At 71.0% G+C, this 17083-nt stretch carries 20 protein-coding genes, 1 tRNA gene and 1 pseudogene; 12 read left to right on the top strand and 10 right to left on the bottom strand.

Going from position 1 to position 17083, the window contains the following annotated elements:
* Positions 1-172: 172 nt before the first annotated feature.
* The 5 genes from ESG85_RS36790 (at position 173) to ESG85_RS24030 (ending at position 3763) form a co-directional block, all read left to right on the top strand.
* Positions 173-1024 carry a cupredoxin domain-containing protein gene (locus ESG85_RS36790; RefSeq protein ID WP_342781379.1) on the top strand — a complete coding sequence of 284 codons (852 nt, stop codon included), beginning with the start codon at positions 173-175 and terminating at the stop codon, positions 1022-1024.
* A gap of 69 nt (positions 1025-1093) precedes the next feature.
* Positions 1094-1729, top strand: coding sequence for a thioredoxin-like domain-containing protein (locus ESG85_RS24045; protein ID WP_128982635.1), 636 nt, complete (start codon positions 1094-1096; stop codon positions 1727-1729).
* Between the two features lie 60 nt (positions 1730-1789).
* Positions 1790-2209: a hypothetical protein gene (locus ESG85_RS24040; RefSeq protein WP_128982633.1), complete on the top strand. Its 420-nt coding sequence runs from the start codon at positions 1790-1792 to the stop codon at positions 2207-2209.
* Between the two features lie 112 nt (positions 2210-2321).
* Positions 2322-3494 carry an urease accessory protein UreH domain-containing protein gene (locus tag ESG85_RS24035; RefSeq protein ID WP_128982631.1) on the top strand — a complete coding sequence of 391 codons (1173 nt, stop codon included), beginning with the start codon at positions 2322-2324 and terminating at the stop codon, positions 3492-3494.
* A gap of 2 nt (positions 3495-3496) precedes the next feature.
* A complete protein-coding gene (locus ESG85_RS24030) occupies positions 3497-3763 on the top strand; it encodes a heavy-metal-associated domain-containing protein (RefSeq protein ID WP_246095265.1) in 267 nt (88 codons plus the stop codon).
* A gap of 50 nt (positions 3764-3813) precedes the next feature.
* On the opposite strand, the gene ESG85_RS24025 is transcribed toward ESG85_RS24030, so the two are convergent.
* From ESG85_RS24025 to ESG85_RS24015, 3 genes are all read right to left on the bottom strand, one after another.
* Positions 3814-5415: a multicopper oxidase family protein gene (locus ESG85_RS24025; protein WP_128982629.1), complete on the bottom strand. Its 1602-nt coding sequence runs from the start codon at positions 5413-5415 to the stop codon at positions 3814-3816.
* Positions 5416-5491: 76 nt separating this feature from the next.
* The gene (locus tag ESG85_RS24020) at positions 5492-5908 is read right to left on the bottom strand and encodes a DUF6153 family protein (RefSeq protein ID WP_128982627.1); all 417 of its coding nucleotides are present in this window, start codon (positions 5906-5908) and stop codon (positions 5492-5494) included.
* Positions 5909-5942: 34 nt separating this feature from the next.
* Positions 5943-6614 (bottom strand): TetR/AcrR family transcriptional regulator, encoded by a 672-nt coding sequence (locus ESG85_RS24015; RefSeq protein ID WP_128982625.1) that lies wholly within the window; start codon positions 6612-6614, stop codon positions 5943-5945.
* A gap of 129 nt (positions 6615-6743) precedes the next feature.
* Here ESG85_RS24015 and ESG85_RS36690 point away from each other — a divergent pair, with 129 nt between their 5' ends.
* Positions 6744-6878: a hypothetical protein gene (locus tag ESG85_RS36690; RefSeq protein WP_281288076.1), complete on the top strand. Its 135-nt coding sequence runs from the start codon at positions 6744-6746 to the stop codon at positions 6876-6878.
* Positions 6878-7399 carry a hypothetical protein gene (locus ESG85_RS24010; RefSeq protein ID WP_128982623.1) on the top strand — a complete coding sequence of 174 codons (522 nt, stop codon included), beginning with the start codon at positions 6878-6880 and terminating at the stop codon, positions 7397-7399. Before ESG85_RS36690 ends, ESG85_RS24010 begins: the two co-directional genes overlap by 1 nt.
* A 125-nt stretch (positions 7400-7524) precedes the next feature.
* On the opposite strand, the gene ESG85_RS24005 is transcribed toward ESG85_RS24010, so the two are convergent.
* Complete coding sequence (locus ESG85_RS24005; protein ID WP_128982621.1) at positions 7525-7923, bottom strand: heavy metal-responsive transcriptional regulator; 399 nt, start codon at positions 7921-7923, stop codon at positions 7525-7527.
* A 54-nt stretch (positions 7924-7977) separates the two neighbouring features.
* Here ESG85_RS24005 and ESG85_RS24000 point away from each other — a divergent pair, with 54 nt between their 5' ends.
* A complete protein-coding gene (locus tag ESG85_RS24000; protein WP_128982619.1) occupies positions 7978-8940 on the top strand; it encodes an alkylmercury lyase family protein in 963 nt (320 codons plus the stop codon).
* A gap of 119 nt (positions 8941-9059) precedes the next feature.
* Here ESG85_RS24000 and ESG85_RS23995 read toward each other — a convergent pair whose 3' ends face one another.
* Together ESG85_RS23995 and ESG85_RS23990 are read right to left on the bottom strand one after the other, a co-directional pair.
* Positions 9060-9764 carry a TVP38/TMEM64 family protein gene (locus tag ESG85_RS23995; RefSeq protein WP_128982617.1) on the bottom strand — a complete coding sequence of 235 codons (705 nt, stop codon included), beginning with the start codon at positions 9762-9764 and terminating at the stop codon, positions 9060-9062.
* Positions 9765-9918: 154 nt separating this feature from the next.
* Positions 9919-10692, bottom strand: coding sequence for a methyltransferase domain-containing protein (locus tag ESG85_RS23990; RefSeq protein ID WP_128982615.1), 774 nt, complete (start codon positions 10690-10692; stop codon positions 9919-9921).
* On the opposite strand from ESG85_RS23990, the gene ESG85_RS23985 reads away from it, so the two are divergent.
* From ESG85_RS23985 to ESG85_RS23975, 3 genes are all read left to right on the top strand, one after another.
* Positions 10691-11152 carry a MerR family transcriptional regulator gene (locus tag ESG85_RS23985; RefSeq protein ID WP_246095247.1) on the top strand — a complete coding sequence of 154 codons (462 nt, stop codon included), beginning with the start codon at positions 10691-10693 and terminating at the stop codon, positions 11150-11152. The two genes, ESG85_RS23990 and ESG85_RS23985, sit on opposite strands and share 2 nt — an antisense overlap.
* A 313-nt stretch (positions 11153-11465) precedes the next feature.
* A complete protein-coding gene (locus ESG85_RS36785) occupies positions 11466-11921 on the top strand; it encodes a helix-turn-helix transcriptional regulator (protein WP_342781378.1) in 456 nt (151 codons plus the stop codon).
* Positions 11921-13138 carry a tyrosine-type recombinase/integrase gene (locus tag ESG85_RS23975; RefSeq protein WP_128982613.1) on the top strand — a complete coding sequence of 406 codons (1218 nt, stop codon included), beginning with the start codon at positions 11921-11923 and terminating at the stop codon, positions 13136-13138. Before ESG85_RS36785 ends, ESG85_RS23975 begins: the two co-directional genes overlap by 1 nt.
* A gap of 98 nt (positions 13139-13236) precedes the next feature.
* On the opposite strand, the gene ESG85_RS23970 is transcribed toward ESG85_RS23975, so the two are convergent.
* Positions 13237-13310: transfer RNA gene (locus ESG85_RS23970), tRNA-Pro, on the bottom strand.
* A 115-nt stretch (positions 13311-13425) separates the two neighbouring features.
* On the opposite strand from ESG85_RS23970, the gene ESG85_RS23965 reads away from it, so the two are divergent.
* On the top strand, positions 13426-13944 hold the full coding sequence (locus tag ESG85_RS23965) for a DUF309 domain-containing protein (RefSeq protein ID WP_128982611.1): 519 nt from the start codon (positions 13426-13428) through the stop codon (positions 13942-13944).
* Here ESG85_RS23965 and ESG85_RS23960 read toward each other — a convergent pair.
* The 3 genes and pseudogenes from ESG85_RS23960 to ESG85_RS23950 form a co-directional block, all read right to left on the bottom strand.
* A pseudogene (locus ESG85_RS23960) lies at positions 13934-15175 on the bottom strand (cytochrome P450); the annotation flags it as partial. The gene ESG85_RS23965 and the pseudogene ESG85_RS23960 sit on opposite strands and share 11 nt — an antisense overlap.
* Positions 15176-15813: 638 nt before the next feature.
* A complete protein-coding gene (locus tag ESG85_RS23955) occupies positions 15814-16194 on the bottom strand; it encodes a DUF488 domain-containing protein (protein ID WP_128982597.1) in 381 nt (126 codons plus the stop codon).
* Positions 16195-16239: 45 nt separating this feature from the next.
* Complete coding sequence (locus ESG85_RS23950; protein ID WP_128982595.1) at positions 16240-16866, bottom strand: TetR/AcrR family transcriptional regulator; 627 nt, start codon at positions 16864-16866, stop codon at positions 16240-16242.
* Positions 16867-17083 lie beyond the last annotated feature (217 nt).

Raw genomic sequence — 17083 nt, 5'->3', positions numbered from 1 at the left:
GGGTAAGTCGTCGTTCAACACGCAATGGTCGAAGTCGACTTCACCGGATCGGGGAGGAACTCCCTCTCCAGTCCGCCACGAAAGGGTGCCGTGCGCATGTAAATCAGGCCGCGACGTGCAGCGACCGCGGACCGGGATTCCCACAGCTCACCAGCAGCCGCATTGCGGAACAATGGAGCGTAGGAGCTGTCCGTCGCTTACCGCGGTGGTGATGACCGTGGTGGTCGCTTTGTTGGCGACGCTCATGGGAGCGCTGATCGTGGCCGTCCTGGCGTACGACATCGTCCGCCTGATCAGCACGGGCGAGAGCCGCTGCCCTCCCCTGGCCCGGTTGCGCGGCCGCCGTGCCTCCCTGGCGGCGACCGAGCGCTGGTGTACGGGGCTCCGTCTGCACGACCGGATCAGTGCGGGCGAGTACCGAAGCCGGATGAGCGGGATCGCGCGGGGCCGTAGGCGGTTACGGGGCCGAGCACCCCTGCGGGTGGACAAACCAGCGCGTACGGCGGAGTCGGCGGCGCTCGCCCAGGTTGCCGGGGCGAGGCTGGCCATGACCCATTCGGCAGCCCCCATCTCACCGGTGATCCCCATGACGTACCTCCCCCGCACGCCTCGTGCCGCTCTTGCCACGACCGGCGCCCTCTGTCTCGCTCTCCTCGTCGCCGGCTGCGGTGACGACGGCGGAGGCACATCATCGCCCGCCACAAGCGCCCCGAGCGCACCTGGTACGCCGAGTGCACCAGCCACCCCGCCCCCGAGCCCCACCGCGTCCGCCGAGGTCCGCATCACCATCCGCGGCTTCGCCTTCCAGCCGACGGACCTGAAGGTACGTCCCGGTGCCACGGTCACCGTTGTGAACGAGGATTCAGCGCCCCACACCGTGACAGCTACAGGTAGCGACGCGTTCGACACGGGCGAGATCGCGGGCGGCCGTTCGGCCACCTTCACCGCCCCCGACAAGCCGGGCACGTACCCCTTCTTCTGCTCGATCCACCCGAACATGAAGGCGACGCTCACCGTCTCCTGAATCGCGTGAGCGGCTCCGTCGTCCCTACGATGGAAAAGGAAGACCGCGGCCCCGGGAGGTGTGCCGCTCATGGGATACCCGGGTTCGGGCGACAAGTCGGCTGCCCGCCGCGCGCGGGCAGAGGAGCTGCGCCGGGCGGAGCGCGTACGGGAGCACCGCAGGCGTGTCACCACGTTCGCCGTCTCTGCGGCGATTCTGGCGGCGACCCTCGGCGGTGTCGGCTACCTCGTCTCGACCAGCGGTGACGACGGCCAGAGCAAGACCGCGCCGATCGCGGGCGAGCGGACCTGGCAGGACCTCTCCAGGAACCACGTCACCGCAGCCGTCTCCTATCCGATGGCTCCGCCCGCCGGCGGCGACCACGATCCTGTCTGGCAGAACTGCGACGGCGACGTCTACACGGCCCCGGTGCGGGACGAGAATGCGGTGCACGCGCTGGAGCACGGCGCCGTGTGGGTGACGTACACGAACAAGGCGACGGCCGCCGACGTCCAGGCGCTGGGCGAGCGGGTCGCCAAGACGCCGTACACCCTGATGAGCCCACGCACCGAGCAGACCGCGCCGATCGTCCTCACGGCCTGGGGCCACCAGGTCGGGGTGAGCAGCGCCGACGACGCGCGGGTAGCCGCCTTCCTCGACCGGTATGTGCAGGGGCCGCAGACTCCGGAGCCGGGCGCCACGTGCAGCGGCGGCGTCACTTCGTGACCGCGTGTCCGCTGTACGCCGGTGCCCGAAGGGATATCCGTTGCGACTACGATGCCGCTCGTGATCACTGCCGCGCCCTCCCGCCTCAGGCTCCTGCCTGTGCTGCTGGTGGCGTGTGTCGTCACACTGTGCCTGACCGGGCTGGCCCGTCCGGCGATGGCGATGTCGGGCATGGCCGGTTCGATGCAGTCCGTGGGCATGGAGCACATGCCGGCAGGGATGCACGAGGCCGGGGCCGGCGCGGCTCCGTCCGTGTCCGATGCCCACAGCCTTCAGCAGCCGTGCCCGATGTCGAGCGTGGGCGACTGCGCGCAGCCCTCCGTCTCGCCGGTCGGTGGCGAGCCAACCCTCTGCGCCCACGGCTTCGACGGGCCGGCGCCCGCGTTCATGCAGCCCGGGCCACCGCGCTCAGGTGTGCCGCCCCCTCTCGCCCAGCCCTCCCCTCCTGAACTGACACGTCTCTGCGTCAGCCGGACGTGACGGCGCTCCGTCCGCGGAAGCCCTTCCTCGGACGTAACCGCCCTCACGTCCACTCGGCACGCGTCCGTACGCGCGCGCTCGTGCCGCTCTTCCTGTTCAGGAGTCCCGACGCATGCCGTCGTCCATCACCCTGCTCGTCACCGGTCTCACGACCGGTCTGCTCGCCGGTGGTGCCTCGTGTGCCGCCGTCCAGGGAGGTCTGCTCGCGGGTGCGGTGACCCGCCGCGCCTCCGCCTCCACAGCCCCCGCCCGCGTACCCGCCATGGCCGGGGCGCGCCGCCCGGCCGGGAAGCCCGCACCGGCCGCTCCCGCGACCGAGCCCAAGGCGACCGCGCCCAAGGCGCTCGCGCCCGTCGGCGCCTTCCTCGCGGGCAAACTCGTCTCCCACACCCTCCTCGGGGCGCTGCTCGGCGTCTTCGGTGACGCCCTGCAGCCCAGCCCCCGCGCCCGGGCCGTGATGGTCATCGCGTCCGGCCTGCTGATGGTGCTGTTCGCGCTCGACCTGTTCGGGGTCAAGGCCGTGGCCCGCTTCGTGCCCCGGGCACCTGCCTCCTTCGGCCGGCTGTTCCGGCGCAGCGCCAAGACCGAGTCCCTGGCCACGCCCGCCCTCATCGGTCTGGCGACCGTCCTCGTCCCGTGCGGGGTCACGCTGTCGGTGGAGCTGATCGCCGTGACGTCGGGGTCCCCGGTGGCCGGCGCCGCCGTCATGGCGGGGTTCGTCCTCGGTACGGCTCCGCTGTTCGCCGTGCTCGGCTACTTGTTCCGCCGCACCAGCCGGGCGCTCTCGGGCCAGCTGGCTTCGCTCACCGGCATCGTCGTCCTGATGGTTGCCATCTGGACGGTCGCGTCCGGACTCCAGGCGGGCGGCTGGGTCAGCCTGAACCAGGGCGGTGCGAGCTCGTCGGCGACTGCTCCCGCCTTCGTCATCGAGCCCGGTCCGTCGGACAGCCCGGCGGGCGAGGAGGGCGCACAGCAGCCCATCCCCAACGACCCTCCCGTCCGGGTCGACGCCTCCGGCCGGCAGGTGATCACCCTGACCGTGACGGATTTCTACACACCCACCCGGTTCACGGCGAAGGCAGGACTGCCCACCACACTCGTCCTGCGCGGCAAGGACTCGGGCGGCTGCGCGCGGGCGTTCACCATCCCCGAGCTCGGCGTCCAGGAGATCGTCAAGGAGAACGGCGACACCGAGATCGACCTCGGCACGCGTGACGCCGGGGAGCTCCGGTTCTCCTGCGCCATGGGCATGCAGACCGGTTCCATCGACTTCGAGAAGGCGTGACCATGCGACTGTTCGGCGGCAGGAAGAAGCAGGAGCCTGAGTCCGTGGGGCCCGAGGTGGTCCTCGAAGTCGAGGGGATGCACTGCACGAGCTGCGGGCTGCTCATCGACGACGAGCTGGAGGAGGTTCCCGGCGTGCGCTCGGCGCGGACCGACGTACGGAGCGGGCGCAGCACGGTCCGGTTCGAGGAGGGCGCGGTCGTGGACACGGACGCGCTGGTGGCCGCGGTGCGCCAGGCAGGCGAGTACGAGGCCCGGCCAGTCCGCTGAGACTGAGCAAGAGGCGGCCCGGCCCGGGATTCCCGGGCCGGGCCGTCGTCCTACTTCAGGTAGCCGAGGACGGTCATCATCCCGGATTCGGCGTGGTACACGTTGTGGCAGTGGATCATCCACAGGCCGGGGTTGTCGGCGTCGAAGTCGACGTCGAGGCGTTTGCCCGGCAGCACGATCGAGGTGTCCTTGCGCGCGCCACCGTCGGCGAGCGCGTAGGTGTGGCCGTGCAGGTGCATGGGGTGCCACATCGTCGTGCTGTTCACGAACGACAGCCGCACGCGCTCGCCCGAGCGGACCGGGTAGCGCTGCGCCGGGTCATACTTCTTGCCGTTGATGGCCCAGTCGTACTTCATCATCGAGCCGGTGAGCTTGAACTCGATCGTCCGGTCCGGACGCCCCGACTCGAGCCGTACGGACTCGGCCGCCTTCAGCTGACCGCCGTGGACGACCTTGCCGTCGAGCTCCTTCGGGCGTACGGAGGCGGTGGGCGCGGCGCCGCCGCCGGTGCGCAGGACGGCGAGGGCGGTGCGGTTCTTGCCCTCGGCCAGCGCGGTGAGCGGGAAGGTTCCGTTCCCGGCGGTGACGAGCGCGTCGAGGCGCTCGCCCATGCCGAGGAGGAGCACGTCGGCCTGCGCATGCTCGACGGGGAAGCCGTCGGTGTGCGTGACGGTGAGCTTGTGGCCTCCCAGGGCGATCCGGAAGGCGGTGTCGCCGCCCGCGTTGATGATCCGGAGCCTGATCCGGTCGCCGGGCTTGGCGGCGAAGGTCTGCGGCTTGTCCGGGGTACGGCCGTTGATCAGGTAGTGCGGATAGCCGACGTCTCCTGCATCGCCGCCCAGCAGATCGCTCGTGGCGCCCATGAGCATCCGCGAGGGCCCGGACGGCTTCGGGGACGGGGACTTCCCGGTGGTCATCGACATGTTCGACATGTCGTGGCCCTCCATGCCGCCCGAACCGGAGCCGCCGTGGTCCATGCCGCCCATGCCCTTGCTGAGCTCGGCGAGCACGGCGTCCGGGGTGGAACCGTCGACGCCGTCGACCCAGTCGTCCAGGACGATCACCCACTCCTTGTCGTACTTCAGGGGCTCCTTGGGGTCCTCGACGATGAGCGGGGCGTACAGGCCGCGGTCCTGCTGGACGCCGGAGTGCGGGTGGAACCAGTACGTGCCGGGGTGGGAGACGGCGAAGCGGTAGTCGAAGGAACCGCCTGGCTTGATGTCGCGCTGGGTGAGGCCGGGGACCCCGTCCATGTCGTTGCGCAGGGCGAGTCCGTGCCAGTGGACGCTGGTGGCCTCGGGGAGGTTGTTGGCAAGGGTGAGGGCGATGGTGTCACCGGCGGTGACCCTGATCTCCGTGCCGGGGAGGTCGTCCCCGTACGCCCAGGAGCGGACGGTCCGTCCGCCGCCGAGGTCGAGCGGGGTCTCGACGGCGGTGAGCTTGAACCGCCGTTCCGGGCCGGGCTTGCGGAGGGCTTCGGCCGCACTGACCTGCTTGCTGTCCGGGGTGAGGTAGTCGGCGCTCGGCGACATGCCGCCCCCGCCGGAGGAGTGGTCCATGCCGCTCATGGAGCCGGAGCAGGCGGTCAGCAGACCGGTGCCGGCGGCGGCGAGGCCGGCACCGAGGACGGTACGACGGGTGATTCGGGGCATGACTGTGGAACCTCTTGACGTGGTCGTTGCATGAACAAGGCGGCTTTCCGCTCACGACGTGGAGCGGCCGGTCTGCCTATATGCGCAACAACGAGAGGCGGGTCAGGAGGGACTTGGGTGACTCGGGCGGCGGAATCGCACAGAGGGCGTAGGCGAGCCGTGTCGCCGAAGGCTCGGCGGCTCGCTGGCGTCGGTGTACGAGCGCGCCACGGAGCGCCAGCAGGATGCCGATCCCTGCGCCGAGCACGGCCAGACACACAGCTGCGACGCCGGCCCCGTGGGCGGGTGCCGGGGCCGTCGCGTGGCCCGCATCGGCGACCACGTGCTCCATCGCGGCGGCCACATGCCCGCCGGAGACGTGCGTGGCGTCCGCGTGCTCGCCGGGGTGGCCGAGGACATGCATGAGCACGATGCCGACGAGCAGCGCGGCGGCGAGCACGAACCGGCCCCACCACGTCGCCGCCCTCGGGCGCCTCTTCACCTCGGATACCATCCGCTCATCATACGGAGAGGGGGTATGCGGAGCGTCAGTGGGAGCCGTGGCGGTGGTGCCCATGGTGGCGCCCACGGCCCAGGCTGTCCTCCGCCTCCGCCGGGGCCGCTGGGACGGGATGAGCCTCAGCACTCAGCCCAGCCAGTGTCACAGCGACGAGCCTCCGCACCGCCGCCTTCGACGGGAGCCCCGCAGCCGCGCCGAGCGCGTGGAGGCAGTACGCGGCGAGCTCGTCGGTGGCGACGTCGGCGCGCAGCGTGCCGCCCGTGGCACCCTCGGCGACGAGGTCCCGGACGAGCCCCAGGAGTCGCTCGTGGGCCTGGGTAACGGTCGGCCCTTGATGGAGCAGGGCGGTCATGTCGGTTCCGTGGTGACCATGACGCTCGTGGCGCTCGTAGGAGATGAGCGCGTAGGTCTCCAGGACGGCATGGAGCCGCCGGCCGGGGTCCGTGATGCGATCCCGCACGGCTTCGAGCTGCTCGAGGTGGTGCGCGACCTGCCGCTCGTGCCAGGCGACGAGGATCGACTCGACGTCCGGGAAGTACTTATAGAGCGTCGCCCGTCCGATGCCGGTCTCCTGGGCGATCCGCGACATGGTCACCGACATCAGGCCGTGCTCGGCGACGAGCGCGGCGGTCGCGTCGAGCGTCGCGTCCCGCACGGTGTTGCGGTGCGCCTCGATCGTCTCGTTCCACAGCTTCGGCATTCCCACAATGTACGGGATGACGATGGCGTGACACCATGCCTTGACAGAGACACTCTGTCTCGAAAAAGTGGACGGCCGGCGACCGGCACCACCCGGCTGTCACCTTCCCGCACGCATCGGAGTCTCCTCATGTCCGACCAGACCCCCACCCCGCACGCTCCCCGCCCCCGCTGGGTGACCGCGCTCCTGATCGGCGCGGCGATCCTCGTCGTGGCCTTCCTCGCTTTGCACCTCGCGGGCGGCGGCATGCGAGGCCACGGCTGATGGCGATGTCGCCGCGCGTGCGCAAGCTCGCCCTCACCGCCCATGTGACCGCCTCCGTCGGCTGGTTCGGCGCGGTCGCCGTCTTCCTCGCCCTCGCCGTGACCGGACTGACCGCGAAGGACGCGCTGACGGTGCGATCGGTGTACGTCACGATGGGCGTGACCGGCTGGTACGTGATCGTCCCTCTCTGCTTCGCCTCGCTGGCGACCGGAGTCGTGTCCTCACTCGGGACGACGTGGGGCCTCCTGCGCTACTACTGGGTGACGGTGAAGCTCGCGATCACGGTCCTCGCGACCGGCGCCCTGCTCCTGCATATGCCACCCATCAGCCACATCGCGAGCGCGGCGGCAGCGCCCGACTGGTCCGGCGACGCCCTGACCGGTCTGCGGACACAGCTCGTCGTCCAGTCCGCCGCGGCCCTGGTCGTGCTCCTGCTGGCGACCGCCCTGTCGATGTACAAGCCGCAGGGACGGACCCGCTATGGACAGCGCCGGCAGCAGAGGAGTCTCGTGGCGCCATAGGGCGTCGTGAGCCGGTTGCGGACGGTAGGGGCACGCACCAGACCCCTCTGTCCCGGTACCGCCTTCGAGACGGTGAGGACATCGACCGCCCCTCCGCCCCTCCCAGGCGCCCCGCGGCGAGCTCCTCACGACGTCTTGAGGATCGTGCAGATGTCGCCCTCTGCGCAGGTGTCGGGGTCGGTCGCCGCGGCTCGGCGGGCCAGCTCCCGCAGGGCGGAGCGGGCTTCGCCCAGTTCGGCGATACGCCGGTCGATGTCGGCCAGGTGCTGGTCGATGAGGGCCCCGACCCGCCCGCAGGGTGCCTGGCCGCTGTCGCGCAGGGTGAGGACCGAGCGAATCTCCGCGAGAGTGAGTCCGGCAGCCTGGGCATCACGGACGAACGAGAGCCGGACCACGCTCTGCTCCGGGTAGTCCCGGTATCCGCCGGGGGTGCGCGGGGGCTCAGGCAGCAGGCCCGACTCTTCGTAGAAGCGGATCGCCTTGGTGCTCAGCCCTGCCCTGGTGGCGAGCTCTCCGATGCGCATGCGGCCAGGGTACGCCTTGACCTTCTAGTGCGCTGGAAGGTTTACGTTCGGCCTATGAACGTCACGAGGATCACTGTGCTCACGGTTCCGGACTGCCCCAACGCCGACGTGGTGCGCGAGCGAATCACCGCCGCGCTGGAAGGCCACGAGGCCGAGGTGGACCTGATCGAGGTGAGCGGGGAAGAGGAGGCGGCGCGCTGGGGCATGACCGGATCGCCGACCGTCCTCTTGGACGGCGTCGATCCATTCGCGGTAACCGGCGCGCCGGCGAGCGTGTCCTGCCGCCTGTATCGGGACGAGGAGGGCCGAGCAGAGGGGGCGCCCAGCGTCGAGGCGCTGCGTCAGGCCCTCACGAAGGTGGCGGAATGCTGCGCGGACGATGTCCTCGATCCGATCGGACGGGCAGGCCGTGGCCGGCGGGCCCCTGCCGATCGGGGATTGCGGGCTGTCCATCAGGCGGTTCTGCGCCACTTCGCCGCTACCGGTTCGGCACCAAGCACGGCGGATCTCGAAGCGGTCGCGGCCGAGGCGGGCCGCCCGGCTGGGGACATCCTGGAAGAGCTGGACCGCGAGGACTTCCTCACGCTCGACGCCGACGGCGGGGTGCTGGCGGCGTACCCGTTCTCCGCGGTGGCGACCCGGCACCGGGTCCGCCTCGGGAACGGGGTGGAGATGTGGTCGATGTGCGCGATCGACGCCCTCGGCATCGCGGCGATGCTCGGCCAGGACGTCCTGGTCGCGTCTTCGGACCCGGTTGACGAGCGCCCTGTCACCATCGCCTTCACGGGTGGCGCCCCACGGTGGGAGCCACCGAGCGCGGTCGTGTTCGTCGGCCGGCGGGCGGAACCCGGGCCGGCGGCCGCCGTGTGCTGCGACGCCCTGAACTTCTTCGCCGACCGGTCCACGGCCGAGGCATGGGCGCGGCAGCACCCCGAGATCAACGGCCGGATCACCGGCCAGGTCGAGGCTGTGGCGATCGGAGCGTCGACCTTCGGGCCGCTCCTCACCGAGGACTGAACGCGCACGTCGGTTCACTGCCCCGTGGGAGCGGGAATCATCGAGGCACCAGGCTCCTCCGGAGCTGGATCCTCGAAGCGGACCTCGCGGAGGCTGCGGCGACCCGCTGATCCGCCTCGTCAGGCCACAACGGGGGCGGTCGTCGTGGCGACCGCCCGCCGGGACCGCCACATCGAGACGACGGTGAGCGCCGTCAGCGCCACCATGACGCCGACCGAGGCCAGGAACGCCGGCGAGGTCGGCGACGAGGCAGAGGCTCCAGCGACGACGTAGGCGGCCGTGCCGGGCAGCACGCCCAGCGCCGTGGCGGCGACGAAGGAACGCAGCCGTACCCCGGAGAAGGCGGCGGCAAAATTGACGGCCGGGAAGGGAACACCGGGCACGACCCGCAGCAGGAACACGCTGCGAAAACCCTGCTGGGTGAGCCGCCGGTCCAGCGCGGCCAGTACCTTCCCCTTCAGGAACGGTTGCAGCGCCTCGCGCCCGAGCCCCCGCCCCAGCCCGAAGGCCAGGACCGCGCCGAGCGTCGTCCCCGCCACGGCCAGCAGCAACCCCTCTGGGGCACCGAAGAGGACCCCGGCGGCCACGTTGAGCACGGGCTTCGGGAAGAACGCCAGAGTGCCGATCGCGAACACGAGCACGAAGGCGAGCCCAGCCCAGACAGGCGGAGTATCGGAGGCGAGTCCCTGTGTGAGCACGCGCTGAGGGCTCCACAGGAACAGGGAACCAGCCGCCGCTGCCAGGATCACGACGAGCAGACCCAGCCGAACGGACGGTGTCATACGCACACGTCGAGTGTACGGGCGGCGATGGTCGCGCTTCATGCCTCTGCTGCCCGCCCCGGGCCATGACGGCACGGAACGGCCCAGAGCAAGGAGCAGTGCGAGGGCCACATCCGTGATCGAGGCTCGTGACGGTGGCCACCGCCGCGACGGACAGGCGGCTATCGGCGCGGCCGAGCTCGGCCGCGGCCGTCGGCTATGTCCGGGTTGCGGAGGCGATGAGGAGCGGGATCGCCAGGAAAAGCCGGTCGCCCTCCGCTCGCCTCCGCTGCTCCGCGATCCATCGCCGGGCATCCGCACGAGTGATCGCGCCGGCGGCGCTGGCTCCCTCGGCCAGGCCGATGATCATGGGCAGCATGGCGGCACCGGTGAACACACCGGTGCGTACCTCCAGGACGACGTCACGGAAGCCGCCGTCAAGCAGCAGGCTCCGATAGCGCCGCGCTGTACGGGCCCCCGGCACCAGATCGGCCCGGGCATGAACGATCGTCCGGGTCAGGGCGGCTTCGTCGGAGTCGATGACGAAGGTGTCCCAGTCCTGGCCGATCAGCACGGTGCGGCCTCCAGGTACCAGGACGCGCCGCGCCTCTCTCAGTGCCCGTACCGGGTCGTCGAGCTCGTGATACAGCTTCTCGGCCCGGTAGGCGTCCACCTCTCCGTCCCCGAAGGGCAGCTGGTACGCCTCGGCGCATCTGAAGTCGGCGTCCGGCCGGCGCCGACTCGCCTCTCCGATCATCTCCTCGCTCAGGTCCAGCCCGATTGCCCGCGCGCCGCGATCGGTCATCTCCGCGACGGCGCGACCTGTTCCACAACCCACGTCGACGACCGTCGTGCCACGACCCACCTTGAGCAACTCATACGAGTCCTGGCGGAGTTGCCGCACATCCGGCATGTCGTCCACCACGTCCAGCAGAGCGATGAGCCGCACTTTCGAACCGTCCGTTTCCGTTTGCACCTGTGTGTTGGACATGGCTGGCAGGCTGCCGCTTAATGTCGGCATGAAGTCAAGTCAGAGCGATCGGGCCGACCGGCCGATGCCCATCGGAGCCCTCGCCGAGCGCTTCGGGATCGCCACTCATGTGCTCCGCCACTGGGAATCGATGGAGCTCCTCTCGCCCGAGCGAGACGGGAACGGGCGCCGCAGATACGGTCACGACGACGTGGTGCGCACGGCGATGATCCTCCGGGCCAAGGAGGCCGGCCTGAACCTAGAAGAGATCCGCGCCATGCTCGCGACACGGGACTCCGACCGCCACCGACAAATCCTGTTCGACCGGCGAGCATCTCTCCGTGACGTCATCAAGAAGGCCGAGGCCCAACTCGAACTCGTCGAAGGGGCCCTTGAATGCGACCACGACGACATCGTCACCTGCCCTGAGTTCCAGCGTGTGATCGCTCTCCGTACGGCTGGAACGGCACCACCGGCCTGAGCCCGCGACACGCCCCGCGTCTCGGTCAGCCCAACACTCCGATCAGGCCATTGCGCGCCTGCTCGCAACCGCGGCATGCCGCCCGCCGTGTGGCCCACTGCCCGGGAGCACCACGCCCCGCCGTCTGACCAGCTGCGCTGAGTGGATAGCCAGCCGATGGCGACGCAGACACGTCGGCCAACGGGCATGACCGACTTCCGCGAGATCCCGAGAGTGCCCGCAGCGATCGTTTATAGCGGCAAAGCCCCGGCTAGGGAAACCGGGGTTTCACAGGACGATTGATTCCCCTCATCCATCCACGGAGCACTAGCGGATGGCGCCGGGAAGGAAGTCCGAATCGACAGGCTCACGCCCGCACACGATTCGTTCTCCGTTCGCGAACTGTGCCCTCCGCCTCTGGACTCTTGCACGAATCCGTTTAGTGTTCCGTCCCCCCGGAGATCGTTCGCCCTTGCCCCACGAACCCACATCCCCCACAAACCTCGCCGCACCGCATGCCGACATGGAGGCCACCGCGCACCCCACGCTCCACTACCAAGGCGACCCGGCTGACCGCCGTACACCTCTTCTCGCCAGCGCCTGGTACTCGACCAAGGACCTCGCCGCTCGCCTCCGCGTCGACACCTCGACCCTGCGCCGATGGCGAACAGCTCAACCGCCCCAGGGCCCTCCCTTCGTCTCCATCTCGGAGCGAGTCGTGATGTACAGCGCGGCCGACATCGAGGAATGGCTGCACAGCCGCCGCATCGCCCCCAGCCGGGCGGCTTGATGGCCCATATAGAAACCGTCCCTGTCGGCGTACGCCTCTCCACGGATGTCGAGTACAGGCCCAACAGAGCAAACCCGTACCGCGCCCGCGTCCGCTGGTTCGACCCGACGACCAAGCGCCGGAAATCCGTGTCCGAGGGGAAGGACAGCGAAGAAGAAGCTCAGGCGTGGATCCAGACCATCATTGAGGCCGCCGAAGCGGGCCTCGCACCCTCCGTGGCCACCATGAAGCTCGCCGACTACGGCGACACGAACATGGAACTCGCCCTACGCGGCCTGGAATTGAAGACGCGCGACCCCTATCTCTCAGGCTGGCGAGTACGCGTGGTCCCGGCCCTCGGCCACCTGCCGGTCCGGATGATCACCAACGGCGCCGTCGACCGCACCGTGCAGAACTGGATCGCCGACGAGCACGGCCGCTCGACCGTCAAGAACACCATCGCCGTCCTCGTCCGCGTCATGGAACAGGCGGTCCGGGACGGCATCATCAAGATCAACCCGGCCCGCGTGACGGGGTGGCAGAAGCTTTACAAGCAGGCCGAAGACGAGCTCCTCGACCCACGGGCACTGGCCCTCTCCGGCTGGGAGGCACTCGTCGAGCTGGCCGAGGCCCTCGTGGCCGCATCTCACGGCGAGTACCGGGGCTGGGGCGAGGTCGTCCTCTTCGCCGCGTGCACGGCCGCGCGCATCGGTGAGGTCTCCGGCTGCCGGGTCGGGGATATCGACACCACCAACTGGATCTGGACCGTCCGGCGCCAGACCACCCCCGCTCCCGGCGGCCTCGTCGACAAGGGGACGAAAGGCAAGCGGGCCCGCCAGGTCCCCATCATCGAGGAGATCCGCCCCCTCGTCGCCCAGCGCATCCTGGCCGCCGGCCCCGATCCTGACGCGCGCATGTTCACCGGACCCCGGGGCGGCCGTATCTCCACCGCGGTCCTGCGCGACGCGACACACTGGGACGACGTCGTCCTGAAGCTCGGTTACGAGCACCTGCGCCGCCACGACCTCCGTCACACCGGACTCACCTGGTTCGCCGACGCCGGGGTCCAGGTGCACGTCCTACGCAAGATCGCCGGCCATGGGTCGCTGACCACCACTCAGCGGTACCTGCACCCCGACGTGCACAAGATCACTGCTGCCGGCGCCGCGCTCTCGGCGCACCTCAGCGTGCTGCGCGCGCCGCGGTCCCTGCCGAGCCCGATCGTGGCCGCCCGCTGACCGGTCAAGGCGAGTTGGTCCCCAACTGGTCCCCGAGAACGAGTCAGAGGCCGTTTCAGATTTCTCTGAAACGGCCTCTGACCTGCGACTCTTTCGAGTCGGGACGACAGGATTTGAACCTGCGACCCCTTGACCCCCAGTCAAGTGCGCTACCAAGCTGCGCCACGTCCCGATGCCCGTCCACCCCGGTTCGGCCCCGGCGGCGGCGTGCAAGAGAACATTACCTCACTTCACGGGGTGGATCACCACACGGGGTGTCACCGGCGGTCCGGGCGGAGAATGGGGCGATGGACACGGACGCGGGACGAGAGCGGGGCAGGGACCGGGACGCGGAGGGGCGGGCGCGGAGCGCGCGGCCGCGGGACGGGCTCGGGCGGCCCCTGCCGTACGGGGCGGAGGGTGTGGCGCGGCAGCCGGAAGGGGTCGTGCGGTCACCGGACGGGACGGTGCGGGAGGCGCAGCGGCTGCTGGACGCCGGGATGCCGTTCCACGCGCACGAGGTGTTCGAGGACGCCTGGAAGTCGGGCCCGGCCGGCGAGCGGGATCTGTGGCAGGGGCTCGCGCAGACGGCGGTGGGGCTGACGCACTCCGCGCGCGGCAACGCGGCGGGCGGGGCGCGGCTGTTGCGGCGCGGGGCCGGGCGGGTCGAGGAATATGCGCGGGGCGGGGCCGAGACGTACGGGATCGACGTCGCCGGGGTCGTCGCCTGGGCACGCGGCCTCGCCGCCCGTGTGGAGGCGGGCGGCGGGGGCGGTGTCGTCGACGCGGCGGCGGAGGCGCCGCGGCTGCGTCGGCTCAGCAGGTGAGCGGGAGTTCCTCGGGCGAGCGGTGGATGAAGGTCGGCCGCATCCGGATCCGACCGTCGTCCACCAGCCGCAGCCCGGGCAGTCGGCGGGTGAACACCGCGAGCGTGGCGCGGAGTTGGGCCCGGGCCAGCTGGGAGCCGGGGCAGCCGTGCGGGCCGTGGCCGAAGGCGACGTGGTGGCGCGCGTCCGGCCGCTCGCGGGTGATGTCGAAGACCTCGGGGTCCGGGTGGCGGGCCGGGTCGCGGTTGGCGGAGCCGTACGCGACGAAGACGGTGGCGCCGGCGGGCAGTTCGGTGCCCGCGAGGGTCACGGGGCGGGTCGTGGTGCGACGGAAGCCCTGGACGGCACTGTCGTAGCGGGCGGCCTCCTCGACGGCCGCCGGTATGAGTTCGGGCCGGGCGAGCAGCCGTTCCCACTGGTCCCGGTGGCGGAGCAGGTGGAGCACCGTCGTGCCGATCATTGCGGTGGTGGTGAGGTGGCCGGCGATGAGCAGGTTCTGCAGGTTGGCGACCAGTTCGCAGCGCTGGTCGCCGGTGAGCTCACGCGGCCCCGGCCCGAGCCCCGCGTCGGGCGCCAACGCGGTGACGAGGCCGGTGATCAGATCGTCCCTCGGGCGGGCCCGGCGGTCACGGGCGTACCGGTCGAGCAGGTGCTGGAGGGCGAGGACGTCCTCGGCCGCGGCGATCTGCTCGGGTTCGGACAGCGGTCGGTACAGGAGCCGTTCGGCACTGTACGAGCAGTGGACGGCGGTCGGCACGTCCGCCGGGTCGAGACCGAGCAGCCGTCCGACGACCGCGCCCGGCAGCGGGCGCGCGTAGTGGGCCATCAGGTCCGCCCTCCCGTGTTCGGCCATGGCGCCGGCGAAGGCCTCGGCGAGCGTCTCGGCCTGCTCGGTGACGTATGCCGTGAGCGCGGCGGTGCGGGTGGCGGAGAGGCCGCTGTTGAGCGGCGCGCGGTGGCGGCGGTGGGCGGGGCCGTCGGTGGAGACGACGGTGGGACGGGGCGCGAAACCGGCGCCGAGGACGGCGAGTGCGGCGGGCGAGGGTCGGACGTCCGGGCGCAGCGACTGGGCCGAGGAGAAGTCCTGGGGCCGCAGCAGCACCTCCCGGACGTCGGCGTCACGGGAGACCAGCCAGGCGTCGAGCAGCGGGACGTACGTGAGGCCGGGGGCGCGCCTGGCCTGCTCATAGAGCGGGTACGGATCGCGCTGGAGGCGGTCGAGGCGGGTGTGGTGTGCGAGGGGGGTGTGGTGAGCGAGGTGGGTGTGGTGTGCGAGAGGGGTGTGGTGAGCGCGGCGGGTGTGGTGTTCGCGGCGGTCGAGGCGGGCCTGTTCGGCGGCGTCGGCGGGTGTGCCGGCGGGCGCCCCTGGCGGGGCCGTCCTTGCCTGGGCCGTCCTTGCCGGGGCCGTCCCCGCCTGGGCCGTCCCTGCCTGGGCCGTCCCCGCGGCAGCCTCGACGGGCGTCCCCGTAGGCGCCTCCGTAGGCGTCCCCGTCGACGTCTCTTTGGACGCCTCTCCGTGCGCCTCTCCAGACGCCTCTGCGAGCGTCTCCTCGATGGCCCCTTCGCGCGTCTCCTCAGGAGACCCTTCGAGCGTCTCGTCGCGCGCGCTCCCCGGCGCCACGGCCATCGCCCGCGCCGGTCCTGCCTCCGGCTGCTCGGCCGTCTGCTCGGGCTGTTCCGGGTGTCGGGCCTGGTCCATGTGCGCCTCCTCGCCGGGGCGGTCGGTCCTGAGAGGGTCCGTCGTGCTCGCCGCGTCCGTGGGTCCATGGGTCCGTCAGGGCCATGGTGGGGCGGGCCGGGGCGGCTGAACAGGGCCGTGCCGGGAGGTGGCGGGAAAGCGACGGACGGGCGGGGGTTCCCCGGCCACCTCTACGGCGTGTCTCCCAGGAGCTCGGTCAGGACCGCTGTGTGGCTGACCGACGGATCCTTGGCGGCGGTGAGGAGCGTGACCGGTCCCTCGGCGGCGCGGGCGCGCAGTTCGGCGAGGGCGTCGGCGGCGGCCGGTTCGGCCAGCTCCTGCTCGTACCGGTGCCGGAACTCCTCGAAGTCGCCCTCGGGCCCGTGGTACCAGCGGCGCAGTTCGTCGGAGGGCGTCAGGGCCTTGGGCCATTCGTCGACGTGTGCGTCGGCCTTGGCGAGGCCGCGGGGCCAGAGGCGGTCGACGAGCACCCGCAGGCCGTCGTCGGGCTCGGGCGGCTCGTAGACGCGCCGGACGCGGAGCCGGGGCGACGGCGATGCGGTGTGAGGCATGGTTTCAGGGTGCCGGACGGGCACGGGCTTCACATCCGGGGACGCTCAGTCACCGGTCGTCTCCCGGTCGGGCGCGTCCACCCGCAGGGCCGGCAGGAGGACCGCGTCCACGAAGGTGCGCATGGTCGCCTCGTCGGTGAACCGCTCCTCGAAGAGGCGCTCGATGCGGAGCATGCCCAGGAAGCAGGGGGCGACGAAGCCGATCGCCGGGTTGCCGGCGGCGATCTCGCCGCGCTCGACCGCCCGGCGGAGCATCGCGTCGATGGCGGCGACCTCCGGCTCGATGACCGTCTCGCGCAGGGCCGCCCGCAGGTCCGGGTGCTGGATGTACGCCTGACTGACCGCCTCCATCAGTTCGGCGTCGCGCTCGCGCCGGGAGGCGGCGATGCGGGCCGCCTCGCGCAGGTCGCCGACGAGCGAGCCGGTGTCGATGCCGGTGAAGACGGTGCGGCGCCGCTTGTCGAGGGCCGCGGTGACGAGCCGGGGTTTGGTCCCCCACTGGCGGTAGAGCGTGGCCTTGCCGCACTTGGTGCGGGCGGCGACGCCCTCCATGGTGACGGAGTCGTAGCCGCCCTCGCGCAACAGGCAGATGACCGCCTCGTACAGCTCGGCCTCCCGCTCGGGGGTGAGCTTGCTGCGACGGGCTGCGGCGGTCGCGGCCTGCGTGGACATCGGCTTCCTCCCGGACTTCCGGACTCCCGGACACTCCGTACCCCAGCGGATCCGTTTCCGCACATCCGAGAGTTCCGCACATCCGAGAGTAGGGGGCGCACAATCGAGACGCAAACGTATCGAGACGCTTGCGTCTCGATAGATTCGGATCTAGAGTTCCTCCGTTTGCTGTCCGCTTTGGCGGAGAATTCGACGGAAAACGAGGGCCGCGCCATGG

The organism is Streptomyces roseicoloratus (genome assembly GCF_004117935.1).
GTDB lineage: Bacteria > Actinomycetota > Actinomycetes > Streptomycetales > Streptomycetaceae > Streptomyces > Streptomyces roseicoloratus.
The sequence above is the reverse complement of the archived record's forward strand: the minus strand, read 5'-3'. Positions and strand labels throughout refer to the sequence as shown.